Source organism: Anaerorhabdus sp. (assembly GCF_036637135.1).
Classification (GTDB): domain Bacteria; phylum Bacillota_I; class Bacilli_A; order Erysipelotrichales; family Erysipelotrichaceae; genus Anaerorhabdus.
Map to the genome: position 1 here is coordinate 1 of NZ_JAVWNC010000049.1, position 16,110 is coordinate 16,110.

Annotated in this window: 18 protein-coding genes and 1 tRNA gene; 18 read left to right on the top strand and 1 reads right to left on the bottom strand. The window is 31.7% G+C overall.

The features are described from left to right. The first annotated feature begins 17 nt into the window (after positions 1–17). The 18 genes from RR643_RS08895 to RR643_RS08980 all read left to right on the top strand — a co-directional run bounded on the left by RR643_RS08895 (position 18) and on the right by RR643_RS08980 (position 14,641). On the top strand, positions 18–407 hold the full coding sequence (locus RR643_RS08895; protein ID WP_332483002.1) for an HTH domain-containing protein: 390 nt from the start codon (positions 18–20) through the stop codon (positions 405–407). A 198-nt stretch (positions 408–605) separates the two neighbouring features. Beyond that, complete coding sequence (locus tag RR643_RS08900) at positions 606–929, top strand: PadR family transcriptional regulator (protein ID WP_332469089.1); 324 nt, start codon at positions 606–608, stop codon at positions 927–929. After that, positions 916–1,533, top strand: a complete 618-nt coding sequence (locus RR643_RS08905; RefSeq protein WP_332469088.1) for a DUF1700 domain-containing protein — start codon at positions 916–918, stop codon at positions 1,531–1,533. Before RR643_RS08900 ends, RR643_RS08905 begins: the two co-directional genes overlap by 14 nt. Beyond that, the gene (locus tag RR643_RS08910; protein WP_332469087.1) at positions 1,521–1,748 is read left to right on the top strand and encodes a hypothetical protein; all 228 of its coding nucleotides are present in this window, start codon (positions 1,521–1,523) and stop codon (positions 1,746–1,748) included. Before RR643_RS08905 ends, RR643_RS08910 begins: the two co-directional genes overlap by 13 nt. 68 nt (positions 1,749–1,816) lie before the next feature. After that, positions 1,817–2,362, top strand: coding sequence for a ribonuclease M5 (gene rnmV, locus RR643_RS08915; RefSeq protein WP_332483003.1), 546 nt, complete (start codon positions 1,817–1,819; stop codon positions 2,360–2,362). Between the two features lie 45 nt (positions 2,363–2,407). Continuing rightward, entirely contained in the window at positions 2,408–2,608 is a 201-nt protein-coding gene (locus RR643_RS08920) for a hypothetical protein (RefSeq protein WP_332469085.1), read from the top strand. A gap of 114 nt (positions 2,609–2,722) precedes the next feature. Continuing rightward, entirely contained in the window at positions 2,723–3,577 is an 855-nt protein-coding gene (gene rsmA, locus RR643_RS08925) for a 16S rRNA (adenine(1518)-N(6)/adenine(1519)-N(6))-dimethyltransferase RsmA (protein WP_332483004.1), read from the top strand. After that, the gene (locus RR643_RS08930; RefSeq protein WP_332483005.1) at positions 3,574–4,452 is read left to right on the top strand and encodes a 4-(cytidine 5'-diphospho)-2-C-methyl-D-erythritol kinase; all 879 of its coding nucleotides are present in this window, start codon (positions 3,574–3,576) and stop codon (positions 4,450–4,452) included. Before rsmA ends, RR643_RS08930 begins: the two co-directional genes overlap by 4 nt. Before the next feature lie 55 nt (positions 4,453–4,507). After that, the gene (gene glmU / locus RR643_RS08935; RefSeq protein ID WP_332469082.1) at positions 4,508–5,866 is read left to right on the top strand and encodes a bifunctional UDP-N-acetylglucosamine diphosphorylase/glucosamine-1-phosphate N-acetyltransferase GlmU; all 1,359 of its coding nucleotides are present in this window, start codon (positions 4,508–4,510) and stop codon (positions 5,864–5,866) included. Positions 5,867–5,882: 16 nt separating this feature from the next. Then, positions 5,883–6,845: a ribose-phosphate pyrophosphokinase gene (locus RR643_RS08940; protein WP_332469081.1), complete on the top strand. Its 963-nt coding sequence runs from the start codon at positions 5,883–5,885 to the stop codon at positions 6,843–6,845. A gap of 113 nt (positions 6,846–6,958) precedes the next feature. Next, entirely contained in the window at positions 6,959–7,675 is a 717-nt protein-coding gene (locus tag RR643_RS08945; RefSeq protein WP_332469080.1) for a TVP38/TMEM64 family protein, read from the top strand. Then, entirely contained in the window at positions 7,644–8,495 is an 852-nt protein-coding gene (locus RR643_RS08950) for a glycosyltransferase family 2 protein (RefSeq protein WP_332469079.1), read from the top strand. Before RR643_RS08945 ends, RR643_RS08950 begins: the two co-directional genes overlap by 32 nt. A 45-nt stretch (positions 8,496–8,540) precedes the next feature. Beyond that, complete coding sequence (locus tag RR643_RS08955; RefSeq protein ID WP_332469078.1) at positions 8,541–9,245, top strand: response regulator transcription factor; 705 nt, start codon at positions 8,541–8,543, stop codon at positions 9,243–9,245. Between the two features lie 3 nt (positions 9,246–9,248). Beyond that, entirely contained in the window at positions 9,249–11,423 is a 2,175-nt protein-coding gene (locus tag RR643_RS08960; protein WP_332483006.1) for a sensor histidine kinase, read from the top strand. 140 nt (positions 11,424–11,563) lie between these two features. Then, positions 11,564–12,265 carry a pirin family protein gene (locus RR643_RS08965; protein WP_332483007.1) on the top strand — a complete coding sequence of 234 codons (702 nt, stop codon included), beginning with the start codon at positions 11,564–11,566 and terminating at the stop codon, positions 12,263–12,265. Positions 12,266–12,325: 60 nt separating this feature from the next. Then, positions 12,326–12,401: transfer RNA gene (locus RR643_RS08970), tRNA-Glu, on the top strand. A gap of 115 nt (positions 12,402–12,516) precedes the next feature. Continuing rightward, positions 12,517–12,984 carry a GNAT family N-acetyltransferase gene (locus RR643_RS08975; RefSeq protein ID WP_332483008.1) on the top strand — a complete coding sequence of 156 codons (468 nt, stop codon included), beginning with the start codon at positions 12,517–12,519 and terminating at the stop codon, positions 12,982–12,984. Between the two features lie 61 nt (positions 12,985–13,045). Further along, the gene (locus RR643_RS08980) at positions 13,046–14,641 is read left to right on the top strand and encodes a GGDEF domain-containing protein (RefSeq protein ID WP_332469074.1); all 1,596 of its coding nucleotides are present in this window, start codon (positions 13,046–13,048) and stop codon (positions 14,639–14,641) included. Positions 14,642–14,716: 75 nt separating this feature from the next. On the opposite strand, the gene RR643_RS08985 is transcribed toward RR643_RS08980, so the two are convergent. After that, positions 14,717–16,009, bottom strand: coding sequence for an EAL domain-containing protein (locus RR643_RS08985; protein ID WP_332483009.1), 1,293 nt, complete (start codon positions 16,007–16,009; stop codon positions 14,717–14,719). Positions 16,010–16,110: the final 101 nt, after the last annotated feature.

Consider the following 16,110-nt stretch of genomic DNA (forward strand, 5'->3'; position numbering starts at 1 on the left):
TAAAAAGAGGTAGACTCATGAAAAATATACTTTTGGAATTAGTTGAAAATGATAAAATATCAATTGAAAGTTTGGCTAGAATTTCGAAATCTAATGATATTGAAGTAAAGAACTATCTTGACGATAAGTATGAAATTAATCAAGATAATCTACAAGCAATCTCGTTTCTTAATCAATTTGGAGTATTTATTGAAGAAGGATTTAAAGTGGATGCTGATTCGAGAATAAAAGCAATTATAGAAGTTATGATGCTTGATTATAAACTTTCGTTAGAACAAATTTCACTATTAATTAATACGGATATTAAAATAGTTGAAGAAATTTTATACTCTCCTCATAACCTGGGCGCAGAATCGAAATATGAAGTAGCTATCAAATTATATTTTCTTTTCTATATAATGAAATAAATAGACTTATTCATAGAATAAACGTTAATAATAGCTTTACGAATCCTTTTGTTTCATATAGAAAAGGGTATTAGTTTTACCAATACGCAATTTTGTAGAACCAACAAATACTAAAGTCAAAAAGATTTTAGTATTTTTATTTTGTGTATTGACAGTATATACTATGCATTGTATAGTATTATGCATAGGGAGGTAATTATGGATATTCAACTTAAAAAAGGGTTTTTAGAATATTGTGTACTCGCTGCACTAAAGAAAAAAGACTCATACGGTTATCAAATTGTTAAAGATGTTTCAAATTGCATCGATATTTCAGAGTCAACTTTATATCCTATCCTAAAGAGACTAGAAACTGATAAACAAGTATCAACATACTCTGTAGAACATAATGGACGATTAAGGAAGTATTATCACATTGAAACAAAAGGGATTGACCAAATAAAGAAATTCCTAGAAGATTGGGAACAAATCCAAAAAATATATCAATATATAGAGGAGGAAATGAAAGATGACAAAGAATGAATTCATGAGTAAGCTAGAAATGCTACTTGCGAAACTAGATAAAAATGAAAGAGATAAAACACTTTCGTATTATAACGAAATGATTGATGATTTGATTGAAGATGGCGCAACAGAGGAAGTAGCAATTGAAAGGGTTGGAACACCAGGACAAATTGCAGAATTGATATTATCAGATGAAATAGAAGCAACAAAACAAAAAAAGAAAATAAACATCTTGTCATTAACTCTTATCGTACTTGGTTTTCCTTTTTGGGGAGTATTGGTATTGGTGGCACTTGCGTTCTTGCTGGTTATTTTCCTGATGGCACTAACATGCTACATTATGATTTGGCTGATTCCATTCCTTTTTGGAGCATTTGCATTCGCGTTTGTGATTTTATCGCTTGTTAGTACATTTGGTTCTTTTGCAATTATGTCATTCAATATGCCTTTAGGGTTAATTCAATTTGGACTAGGTGTTGGGTCAATGGGAATGTTTATTCTCGCATCAATTGGAACAGTTTACCTTTGTAAAATATTCAAAGTCGCAACAGTTAAATTCACACAATTTATAAATGAACACATAATTAAGAGAATGAGAGGGATTAAACTATGGCAAGCATAAGTCCTAAGTTAAGAAATTTACTATTGGGTGCAGTGATATTGATTGGTCTTGGTGTACTGATAAGCAGCTTCGGATTCGCAAGTGTAAAAAATGATATAGAAGATTTGAAGATAGAAAAGAATAAGATGTGGTATCAAACAATACACTTAACCGATGATAATCAATTAACAATTGGAGTACATTTGGGTCCTCTACAAATAGCCAGTTTTCAATAACAAACAAGAATTACTCCTTAAACAAGAGTAATTCTTTTATATGTAGTATAATAGAATAGGTGATAGAAGTGAAAATAAAAGAGATACTTGTGGTAGAAGGGAAAAATGACACGAATGTTCTTCAGTCTTACTTTGAATGTGAAACGATAGAAACACATGGAACACATTTAAGTGAAAGAACTTTAGCGCTCATTAAACAGGCTCAAGAAACAAGAGGTGTTATCATCTTCACAGATCCAGATTACCCAGGGACAATGATTAGAAATAAGATTAATGAAAATATTAAAGGATGTAAGAATGCGTTTATTGATAAAGAGAAATCTAAAACTTCCAAAAAAGTAGGCGTTGAACACGCAAATAAAAAAGACTTGGAAGAAGCATTAATGAATTGCGTTACATTTGATGAAACAAGTGAGACTGATTTATCGATGAGTGATCTTTATGAGTATAACTTAACAGGAAATGATGATAGTAAAGAACGTAGAAAAAGAATAACCGATTATATGAAAATTGGTGAATCCAATGCGAAAACACTATTAAAACGTTTGATCATGTTAGGGTATACAAAGAAAACATTAGATGAATTAGTTGAAAGGGTATTTGTTACAAAATAAAGATTTTATAGTCTTACCATTAACAAAAGAAAAGTAGGTGAGATAATGGAAAAGCTTCCGATTTGGATTATTCGTAATTTAAGAAAATATCATAATTGTTTATTGGATAATGAAACACAAAGAAAACTGGGTGAAGATGTAATCATCAGTGAATTAAATGAAATGGGTTTTGAAGGAGTTTGTATTGTGCCAACTAATGGTGACTTCGTAATAGAAGTAAAAACAACAGACGGAAAGTTTGATTAAAAGGAGCAGCATCTCAATAAGAGATGTTGTTTTTTTTGCTTGTTATATTGCCTGAATAACATTGTATAATCGCCAGTAATAAGCTATGATATTACTGCAAAGTAAGGAGTCAAAATGAACAAACCTATCGCTACAGTTGCACGAACAAATGAAATACTAAAGAAGTTTGACCTATATGCAAAAAAAGGCTATGGTCAAAATTTTATTATTGAACCAGGCATAGTAAAAAAAATTGCGGAGAATGCGCAAGGGGATGACGAGTGTATTGTTGAAATAGGACCTGGTATTGGAGCTCTTACAGAACAGTTAGCACAACGTGCAAAACAAGTTATTGCCTTTGAAATAGATGATCGACTCATTGATGTCTTAGCATATTCATTAGAAGAATATGACAATGTAGAAATTATCCATGGGGATTTCTTGCAAACAGATTTTGATGCAAAACTTAAAGAGTTAAGAAAACAATATAAAAAGATAGTTGTGTGTGCAAATTTACCCTACTACATAACAACGCCAATTCTATTTAAAATATTCGAAGGAAAAGAAGAAGTTGATTGTATAACGGTTATGGTTCAAAAAGAAGTTGCGGATCGTTTCTGTGCTATTAAATCAACAAAAGATTATAATGCATTAAGTGTGATCACACAGTATTTATATGATGTGAAAACCATTATGAAAATACCAAGAACAATTTTTAATCCAAAACCTAATATTGATTCTGCAGTTGTTCAATTCAAGAAAAAAGTAAAAGGTAATTGTGTAGATAATGAAAAAGAATTCTTTGAATTTGTAAAAGTATGTTTCAAACAAAGAAGAAAAACACTATATAACAATCTAAGAGAACTAGGTAAAGATACAATAGTTACAAAGAAGTGGATTGAAGATGCGAATTTAAATGAAAGTATACGTGCAGAAGCATGTGATTTAGATAAATTTATTGAACTGTATAATCTGTGGAGAAAATCATGAAGGATAGAGCTTACGCAAAAATAAATCTATGTTTGGATGTAGTTAAAAAAAGAGAAGATGGATATCATGAATTGAATATGATTATGGTACCGCTGGAGTTTTATGATGTTTTGGATATGGAAGTTGCAACTGAGATGTCATTAACAAGTAATGCTGGGTATTTACCAATGAATGAAAAAAATTCAATTATAAAAGCGATTGAAGTTTTACGTGAGGAATATGGATTTACAGAAAATTTTAAAATTGATTTAAAGAAGCATATACCAACACAGGGTGGTCTTGCAGGAGGTAGTGCTGATGGTGCTGCGGCAATTCGTTTGGTGAAGAAGTTACTTAACCTTAAAATGTCTGAATCAAAAATGATTGAACTTGCGAAAAAGATTGGTGCAGATGTTCCATTTTGTTGTATAAACAAACCAGCAGTTGTTTCGGGAATAGGTGAAGTATTAGAACCCTTTGAATTTGATAGTGATTTTTATGTTTTACTGGTTAAACCATTTAAAGGTGTTTCTACAAAACTAGCATTTGAAAGTCTTGATTTTGACACTGTTCAACATCCAGATTGTAATAAAATGAAAGATGCACTTATTGAGCAAGATTATCAAGGTATTCTCAATGCCTTAGGTAATACATTAGAACAGCCAGCATTTAAGATTGTTCCTGCGATTGAAAAAATCAAACAAGAACTTATTCAATTAGGAATGGATGGGGCACTCATGTCAGGTAGTGGTTCAACAGTATTTGCTTTGACAAAAAATGAACAAACACTAAATGAAGTAGCGCGCAAAATGAAAGTTAATTCAAATTTTGTTCGTATTACCAAAATTCTTGCAAAAAACAACAAAAGTTTACCAAACTTAGTTAAAAATACGTAATTTGACTTTTTTTATAGCGTCTTTTTGAGTAGAATATAGGGGTGGAGGTACAGCAATGAAACAAGCAATTATTATGGCGGCTGGTAAAGGTACTCGAATGCAATCGGAATTACCTAAGGTAATGCACAAAGTCTGCCAAAAAACGATGGTTGAACATTTAATTGATCAATCAAAACTAGCTGGAGCAACACGTGTTGTAACAGTGGTAGGATATGGGCATGAAATCATTGAGGAAGCAATGAAAGATAAGACTGAATTTGCTTTACAAGAACCTCAACTAGGAACAGGGCATGCAGTGATGCAAGCCAAACAATGTGAAAATGAAGATGGAGAGACTCTTGTAATTAACGGAGATTGTCCATGCTTAACTAGTGAAACATTAACATCATTAACAGAAGTTTTAAAAGGAAACACAAAGATGGTCATCTTGACTGCAGTACTTGAAGATCCTTCGGCTTATGGCAGAGTAGTGCGTGATGAAAATGGTTATGTAACTAAAATTATAGAATTTAAAGATTGTACTGAAGAAGAAAAGAAAATTAATGAAATCAATACAGGGATTTATGCATTTGATAATAAAACATTATTTTCTAACTTAACAGACATTCAAAATAAAAATGCACAAAGTGAATATTACATTACTGATTTAGTGGAAATACTAAATAGAAAAGGTATTCAAGTTGGTGCTGTACAAGCAATGGATAATGATGAGGTTGCAGGTGTAAACGATAAAGTTGAACTTGCAAAGGCAAATCAAACAATGCAAAAAAGAATTAATGAATATTGGATGAAACAAGGTGTTACACTAATCAATCCAGATGCAACATATATTGGAGCAGATGTAGAAATTGGAAAAGAAACAACAATTTACCCAAATGTTACGATTGAAGGCAAATCAAGTATTGGTGCAGGAACAACTATTTTACCAAATAGTTTCTTGGTTAATGCGAAGATTGGAAATAAATGTACAATTGATAGTTCTAGAATTTCAGATAGTGAAGTTAAAGATGAATGTACAATTGGACCATTCGCTCATTTGCGTATGCATTCAGTAGTAGATAGTAAAAATAGAATTGGTAATTTTGTTGAGTTTAAAAATACAAACTTCGGGTATGATAGCCGTTGTGCTCACTTAACTTATATTGGTGATAGTGATGTAGGAAGTAAAGTAAACATTGGTTGTGGTGTTGTAACTGTCAATTATGATGGTAAAAATAAATTTAGAACTGTTATAAAAGATGGCGCATTTATAGGAAGTAATGTTAATTTGATTGCTCCTGTAACTGTGGGTGAAAATGCAGTAGTCGCTGCAGGTTCAACAGCAACAAAAGATGTCCCAGCTGGTGATATGGCTATCGCAAGATGTCGTCAAGAAAATAAACCAGGTTATGGAACTAAGTACAAAAATAAATAAGAGGGTGGAGAAAAAAATGAATGAAACGATTGTATTTGCACTAACATCAAGTGTAGAGTTGGCTAATGAAATAGTAGATCATCTAGGATTACCTTTAGGAAAAATCAGTGTTAAGCATTTCGCTGATGGTGAAATTTTAGTAGAACCAGAGGAAACTGTACGTGGACGATCTGTATATATCGTTCAATCAACATGTGCTCCTGTAACTGAAAGATTAATGGAAGTATTAATTTGTATTGATGCTTGTAAAAGAGCAAGTGCTGGAGAAATTAATGTTGTTATGCCTTATTATGGTTATGCACGTCAAGACCGTAAAGCAAGAGCACGTCAACCGATTACTTCTAAACTTGTAGCTGATTTATTACAAACTGCAGGTGCAAATCGCTTAATTACAATTGATTTACATGCATCTCAAATTCAAGGTTTCTTCAATATACCAATTGATGATTTAACAGCAGTACCTATGATTGGTCAATACTTTAAATCAAAAGCATTAGAAGATGTAGTCGTTGTATCACCAGATCATGGTGGAACTACTCGTGCTAGAAAATTAGCTGATGCATTAGGTGCACCACTAGCAATCGTAGATAAACGTCGCCCAAGACCAAACGTTGCTGAAGCAATGAATGTCATTGGAGAGGTTGAAGGAAAAACTGTAATCGTTATTGATGATATCGTTGATACTGCAGGTAGTTTAGTTGCTAGCATTAACATCTTAGTTGATAAAGGTGCTAAAGAAGTTTACTGTGCATGTACACATGGTGTTCTATCTGGTCCTGCAATTGAACGTATTGAAAATTCACAAATTAAAGAAATGGTTATCACAAATACAATTCCATTAACTGCTGAACAAAAAGCAAGTTGTAAGAAGATTACATCATTATCTGTGGGATATATGATTTCAAAAACAATGGAAGCAATCGAGACACATTCACCTGTATCTGATGTATATAATTTATTCAATCCAAAAAATGATTAGTACAAAAGCCTAGAAATAGGCTTTTTCTTTTATCTTAAGAAAACCTTTAGAAATAGTTATGCTATTTCTTTATTTTTGATTTGTATTATGAATTCATAAAGTAGGTGTAGAATATGCAAGATAGAGTGATAAAAGGATTGAAAATAGTATCAATCATAGGTGGTATATTCTTTGCGATTGTTATGGGATATTCGTTATTTATGTTATTTACATCTGTTGCGAATGATCCAGACAAGTTCAAAGTATGGTTAGATGGTTTTGGTTGGTTTGGCAAAGCTGTTCTGGTTATTATGATGGGATTACAAGTTCTTGTAGCATTCCTTCCAGGTGAAATAATTGAACTAGGAGCTGGAGTTGCGTATGGAACAGTTGAAGGTATGATTCTTTGTTTGATAGGAGCAGCCATAGGTAGTTATATTATTCTTATTCTAGTTAAACGTTATGGAGTAAAGTTAGTTGAGCATTTCATGTCAAAAGAAAAAATTAATCAATTATCTTTCTTAAAGGATGAAAAGAAATTAAATCAATTAGTGTTCATAATCTTCTTTATCCCAGGTACTCCAAAAGATTTCATTACTTACTTTGCAGGATTAACATCCGTTAAAATATGGAACTTTATTGGTATTACCACAATCGCTCGAATACCATCGGTAGTCACCTCGACAATTGCAGGTGATTACTTAATTAATCAAGATTACCTTATGGTTGCAGGAATATACCTATTTACCCTCATAGTTAGTCTAGGGGGATTATATCTATACAATAAAATTATGAGTAAACATAAAGGAGAAATTCATCATGAAGATAAGTGTATTGATACCAGCATATAATTGTCAGGATACAATCTACAACAGCATTCGTTCCGCTATTAAACAAACATATAAAAATATAGAAATCATTGTAGTAAATGATGGATCAACTGATAATACAGCTGTCCGTTTGGATCAATATGTAAAGCACTACAACAATCAATTAAGAGTTGTTCATGCAGAACACTTGGGTGTATCGGCAGCACGTAATCGTTTGTTGTATGAAGCAAGTGGCGATTATGTCTTCTTCTTGGATGCAGATGATTTTATAAATCCGGATACAATTGAATCCATGGTGAATGTCGTAAATAAAACAAATGCAGAAGTAGTTGTTTGTGGTAATGACTTACAAGGGGTATTTGGTTTAAAAAATAGTGTACATTCACAAATTTGTCCAAATCGCAGAGAAGTATTAAAATATTTATTGAAAGACAGAAGTGTTAGGAATTACGCTTGGGGAAAATTAGTTAAGAAAGAATTATGGAAAGGTATTGAATTTCCAGTTAATATGGTTTTTGAAGATATTGCGACAGTACACAAAGTGTTAATCAAGAGTCAAAAAACAGTGCTAATCCCTTCTATTCATTATCACTACAATGTAAGTTCAACGGGGAGTATTACTTATGGTTTAAAACCAGTAATTATTCAAGACATGTTAAAAGCTTGTGCAATGCAAGCGGAAAACATTTTAGAATTTGATCCAACTTTAAGAAATGAAGTAAAGAGAATGTTATTGAGGAATAAGTTAATCGCAACACTTAGTTTGTTACGAAATTTCCAATTTCATATAGAACCAATTCGTGAAATATTTAAGTATCAACCGAGTATCTTAACTAAATAAACAGGCGCGTTTGTAGTATACTAAACATAATGTAAGGGGTAAATTATGGAAAATCAAACAATATTAGTAGTAGAAGATGATATTGAAATTGGCAATGCAATTGAAATATATTTGAAAAATCAAAACTATGATGTTTTACGTGCGTACAATGGTAAAGAAGGATTAGCTGTTGTATCAAATCATGATATACATTTGGCTATTGTTGATATGATGATGCCTGAGATGGATGGACTTACAATGATTATGAAATTACGAGAAGAGTATGATTTTCCGGTATTAATTCTATCCGCAAAATCAGAAGATTTAGATAAAATCACTGGGTTGAACATGGGTGCAGATGATTATATTACTAAACCATTTAAGCCTATGGAATTATTAGCACGCGTTAATTCGCAATTGCGTAGATACAATCGTTTTCTAGAAAAAATTAATGAACAAGATGACAACACCAATAATTATATTGTTGGCGGTTTAGAAGTAAATGAAGATACAAAAGAAGTAAAGGTAGATGGAGAACTTGTTAAATGTACACCCATTGAATTTAAAATTCTTCTATTGCTTATTAAGAATCCAGGCAGAGTATATAGCTTAGAAAGTATATATGAATTAGTCTGGAATGAAGAAGCAATTGCTACAGATACAGTCATGGTTCATATTCGAAATATTCGCGAAAAAATAGAAATAGATTCAAAGAATCCAAGGTATCTAAAAGTAGTTTGGGGTGTTGGATATAAAATAGAGAAGGAGTAAAGCATGATTAAATTAGAAAAAATTTGGAAACAGATTATATTGTTTGTTGTTTCAATTTCCATGTTTCTCGTTCTTATGGTAATGGGTATTGGTATTTATAGAAAGAATTTGTCTGAGCAAGACATGCAAGAAGTATTCCGACAAAATACACAAATTGAATCTATCTTAAAAGATATTACACTTAAACTTTATGCAGAGAATGAAATGTATAAAACAGGTAATGCGGATTATGTAGATATCTTTGTGAATGAAAATGGTGGAATAACACCAGATATAAAAGATAAACTTGAAGAATATTTAAGAAGAAATTATATTGATTATTTAACAGATATCTATAATATAGATGCTGTGTTTATTGATAATACGACAAAGAAACAAATTTACTATAACAAGGGAACAAATTTAGCGCGCGAACTGATTGATGTAGATAAAAATGAAACGCGTTTTTGGTACCGTGTGGATTATGATGCAAAAGGTAATCAAACAATTACGAGTCTTGATGAAAAATTAGTTTATGATAATAATATACTTACAAAAGTAATGATGGATCTAAAATATGCAATGAATGGAGATTCAGGAATGATAGACTCTTCTGGTGCCAATTATGCGATTGATAGTGCAGAATTAGTTGAAACAAAACAACAATCAATGTTAAGCGTTCCAGAAATTAAAAACTGTACAATTATTTTTGCTATTCCAACAACACTGGTTGAGTTTGATTCGATTACAAATATTATTGATATGTACAGCGGTGGGATGCCGTATTATCAAATTGAAGGATTGTATATTCTTGCAATGTTTGTGGTAGCGATTGTATCGTTCTTATTCTCATATGAGAAAATAAAAGCTACCCACTATGGTGCGTACATCGATAAAGCCTATTGGGAAATACGTGTTATATTATCTGGGTTAATATTTATGACGCTTGCGATTCCAGTATCTGAATTACAACAAGGTGCATATATAATTTCTACCTTCAAAACGGGATCGAATATATTTGATATCCTTGTGAGTGTAGTTGTTTCATTGTTATTAATGTTTATAGGGTTTGGTGGTATTGTTATTGGTGTTTATTGGTTTAAGTCAATATTTAAAGATGGATTCAAAGTAACAGTAGATAAAATCAAAACAAAAGCAATTATCATAAAAGGGCTCAAAATATGCAAACGCTGGATGTTAAGTCTTATTACTATTCGTTTGTCGAGTGATGCTTATATTAAACTAGCGGGTGTTCTAATCGTCAATATTTTAATTATGAGTGTCATTGTATTGATATTTGGCTACTGGTTTGGGTCAATCTTCTATTCGATTCTATTAGCCTTTGTTGCAGTATATTTCATGAAAGAAATACAAAAGAATTATCAAAAGTTATTGGAATGTACCCAACGTTTATCGAATGGCGATCTGTCTACAGAGATAACTGAGAATTTAGGTGCATTCGATCCATTAAAGAATGAATTAGAAAATATACGTATTGGATTTAAAGTAGCAATTGATGAAGAAACTAAGAGTCAAAAAATGAAGACAGAGCTCATATCAAATGTTTCTCATGATTTAAAGACACCACTAACGTCAATGATTTCTTACATCGATTTACTTAAGAAAGAAAAAGACAGCAAGAAGAAAAAAGAATATTTGGAAACAGTTGAAAGAAATTCATTACGATTGAAACATCTGATTGAAGATTTGTTTGAAGTGAGCAAAGCAAATAGTGGAGATATTAAATTAGAGGTTATGGATGTGGATATAGTCTCTTTAGTTAATCAAACATTGTTTGAATGCAAGCCGCAAATTGATAAAGCAAAAATTAAGTTTAAGACAAATTATTCAAAAGAAAAGATTGTTTTAAAACTTGATGCACATAAAACATATCGTATTATTGAAAATGTGATAACGAATGCGTATAAGTATTCGTTGGAAGGTACTCGAGTTTACATTGATATAGTAGAAAATGAATATGATATTATCTTCAGCATTCGTAATATATCGGTGGAAGAAATTACTTTTGATCCAAATGATTTAGTTGAACGTTTTGTACGTGGAGATAAATCTAGAAATTCTGAAGGATCAGGATTGGGATTAGCAATTTCAAAGGGTTTCACAGAAGCTCAAAATGGCAAGTTTAATATTGAGACTGATGGTGACTATTTCAAAGTTATTATAAAATTTAACAAGTAAAAATCAAGGAAGTGGTTACATAGTAAAAAGTGTAATCACTTTTTATATTGAATAATTTAACTAAGTTATTTTATCTGTTTTGAGCATATGAGTGGAAGTATTTGGGATTAAAGTTATAAATAAGGTAGGAGGTATTCAATATGATTAAAATTATAGATAGTAAAAAAATGGGTAAAAGTGATCGAGGATGGCTACATAGTATTTTTCATTTTTCGTTTGCTGAATATTATAATCCCAACAATATGAACTTTGGGCCACTAAGAGTCATCAATGATGATATCTTTGATGCACAAAATGGATTCGCTACACATCCACATGAAAATATGGAAATTATAAGTTATGTAGTTGATGGTGTATTGACTCACAAAGATAGTATGGGTAACAAACGAGAACTAACTAGAGGTCAGGTACAATACATGAGTGCAGGAACTGGTGTAACGCATAGTGAGTATAACTTAACAGACAATCAACTGAGGTTTCTACAAATTTGGATTATGCCGGATAAAAATGGATATAACCCAAATTATGGGGATTATCAATTTGATTGGAAAGACCGTGTAGGTAAATGGTTACATCTTGTTTCAAACAAAGAGGGTAGTGCACCTGTTCAAATTCATCAAGATATGAATCTTTATGTAGTGGAATTAGATAAAGGAGAAACAATAGAATATAATCTTGCAAAAGGCAGACAAGCATATCTTGTACAAATCGAAGGTACAGGTAAAGTTAATGGGTTACATATGAATGAAAAAGATGGTGCGGAGATTGTAGATGAAGAAAAAATTGAAATAAAAACAGATACAAAAGCACATTACATTCTATTTGATATGAAAGCCGAATAAATATAATTCTAATTAAGATATTGAAAGATGGGGAGAAAGTATTATACTTAAAGAGTACTTGCTCTCATCTTCTAATCGGTTAGGAAACACGGTTCTCATCCGTGAAACAGGGGTTCGAATCCCCTTGGGAGTACCAATTTAAACATCAAACATTTTTGAATAATGTTTTTTTATTTTATATGATGGTATTAAACGTGAGATTTTTATGTAATTTGCACTACTTTAAACCGACATTAGTTAAGGAGATTGTTATGCTTGATATATACAAACCTAATTTAGATGATTTATGGTTTAGAGAAAACTTGATGGCTGATGAGGATACGATGTCATACAACAAAGCTTGGGGAGGCACAATTGCATTTCCAAAAGATAAGTGGCAAAATTGGCATCAAACTTGGATTGAAGGATCTCCATTTCATAACTACTATAGATATTTATACGATACCGACAGCAAGAATTTTGTGGGAGAAATTGCTTATCATTATGATAAGAAAAGGAAAATTCATATTTGTAATGTAATTATTTTAGCGAAATATAGAAACAAAGGGTTTGGTGCAAAAGGAATTCAATTGCTCTGTACAATGGCAAAACAAAATGGAGTATTGACACTGTATGATGATATAGCTGCTGATAATCAATCATACAAATTATTTTTAAAAAATGGATTTACAATTGATTATCAAAATAATGAAGTTGTAATGGTAAAAAAGACTCTATAAATTTCAATTTATTTTGTATAGGATAAATATTTATTAAATTCTAAGAATGGAGGCGTTATCTGTGGATGTTTCATTAATACATATGCGTGAACTGATTGACGCCATTTTGAAGGTAAGGTTTTCTGACGTAGAACTGGAACGCAAATACTGTGAAGAACTGTTGGAACTAGCGGAGAAGCAGGGATCAACCTATGCAAAGTCTTTCGCACTTACGTATTTAGGAGATTATTATTTAGCGATGAATGATTCTGTGAATTCTGGAAAATATTTATCTGCTGCACGAGAATGCTGTCTTGAACAAACTTATCCTGCCTTATATATGAAAATTTGCCATTTGTCAGGATTTTACTATCATGTAATAAACGATGAGCAAAATGCTTTGCAATATTATACAGAATCACAAGCTATCGCAAGTACGTTAGGTGATACACATCAAATCTGTAATGCGTGGAATAATATTGCGGATATGTTTGAACGTCATGAAAATTATGAACAAGCAAATCATTATTATATGATGGCATATCAAACAATGTTGGATAAAGATTGCAAAGATGCACGATTACTTATGATGATTGAATATAATTTGGCAAAAAACAATGGATATATTAAAAACTATAATGACATGGAATATTACTTAAGTCTCTGTGAAAATACATCAAGTACGACTGATGAAGAAGCTGCCTTTAACCATATTGCATGTCAGTCAGGATGGTGTTTATTAGCTGCATATAGAAATGAATCTGAAAAGGCTGTAAATATAGCGAATGATATTTTGAAAAATGATTTATATGGTGTTACAGATCAATATGCAATTATGGAGTTTTTGACACCAGTTGCATTAGCGATGGTTAATTTGAAGAATAGCGAATGTGCAAAAAAATACATTGATTTACTTATGATGCATTGCACCACGAATGAAATACTTCCTATGAGGCAGTTGATAGATATTAAAGTACAATATGCACAAGCCTTTTCACATGATGCTGAATTATTAGAAAGTTATAAAAGTTATTACTTAACCTTACAAAAAATCCTAAAGGCAGAGGACAATGTGAGAGCTAGTGGGATGGAAGCAAAAATTAATTTACTTGAAATGATTAAGAAGCATAAAACAACACTTAAAGAATATGAACGACTTTCGGATGAAGCAAACTTAGATGAATTAACTGGACTTTATAATCGACGATATTTTAATACAAGTATTTTAGAGGTGCAAAACGTCAAAAATCATGTAGGAATTATAATGCTAGATATTGACTTCTTTAAGCAATTTAATGATACGTATGGACACATAAGTGGTGACTTTGCTTTAAGAGAGATTGCAGCGATAATGAAAAAGAATTCTGATAAAGGTATAATACCTTGTCGATATGGTGGAGATGAATTTGTATGCATTTGTATCAATGCGACAGATAATGAGATTGAAGACTTTATAAAGAAGGTGCAAGATGATGTGAAAAAACTTGCGATTCTTCATGAATCATCACTTTGCAGCGATATTGTAACGCTTTCGATAGGATACAGTAATATGGTCGAAGAATTTTATGGTGACATTGAGGTAGCTATTAAACAAGCGGATAATGCACTTTACAAAGCAAAGGAAGCAGGGCGAGACTGTTGGAGAAAATTTATAGGTCGTCGTGCTGTTGATAATTAGTATAAGAACAGTACTCCGCAGGTTACTAGAACGTTATCACATATAATTGTATTAAAATAAAACAAGGGCGCTAGGTTAGCGTCCTTGTTGTGTGTTTGTGATAAATAGTTTTTCAAATTCGTCGACAGGCATTGGCTTGTAGTAATAGAATCCTTGAATAAAGTCACAACCAATTTCCTTTAAATAATTTGCGTAGTCTTCAGTTTCGATACCTTCAGCGACAACTTCCATGTCCATGTCATGTGCGATATCTACGATATGGCAAATGAGAGAACGCTCTTTATCATTGGTGATATCCTTGAATAAGGAGCGGTCTATTTTAAGTTCAGATAGTTTGACACTCGTTAAGATATCAAAGGAAGAGAATCCACTTCCAAAGTCATCCAAAGCACAACTAAATCCAAACTCATATATATTAGTAACTAAAGGTAGTAAATGTTCGATATCATTTAAGACAATACTTTCAAGTAATTCAATTCTCACAGAATCAGGAGATATATTATATTTCTTAAATGCGGATGTAAATTCATCCATAAAGAAAGTTCCGTTGAAATATGCTTTTGATAAATTGAAACTGATAGAAAATTTTCTTCCGTATTCCTTTAACCAACGTTCCATATAACTACAGGCTTTATCAAATAGATATAAATCCATTTCGCGAATAAATCCATTTTCTTCAATATTAGGTAAGAAACTTGTAAGAGGAATCATACCTCTTTTAGGATCAATCCAGCGAACAAGAGCTTCTGCGGAATCAACTTGCCCCGTTGCAAGATTTACTTTAGGTTGAAGGTAAAGTTTGAAATCACCGTTTGCTAAAGCTTCAGGAACTAGATTTTCTAATTTTAAGAAGTCTTCTTTTTGATCTTGATACGAAATGTAATACATATCGTAGTTAGTTTCTGGGAATGTATACTCAGAAGCCATTCTACTAATTTCTGCATAATACCTTGCAGTATAGAAATCGACATCAGGGTGATTTAAAGGGCAATATCCCATTTCAAGATATAGGGGACGACCATAGTTCTCTTCAAAGAAATTTTTTACCGCAAAATGAAACTCATGTGCTCTGCGGTGTAAATCATCAAGATTTGCTTCACATTTAATGAGTAGATTAAAATAGTATGAGTGTATACGTACAATGTATTCATCATCACTTAGACAAGTACACAATCTATTATATGCAACCTGAATAAGATCTTCTCCCTTATCATCGGCTAACATGTGACTGAAAGTAATAAAATTCTTAAGTTTTATACTTACTAATGAATAGCCATTTTGATTATCCAAAATAAGCCTATCATATTCAGTTTTGATTTTTTGTTCATTCGATTGATCTAAATCGAAAATCATATTTTGGGAATCCATATTTAATTACCTTCCTAGATAATACCAATTAAACACACTACATAAAGTATACTTAGTTTCAATTTAGTTTTCAATCTTAGAATGAGGAATTGATAGATAAA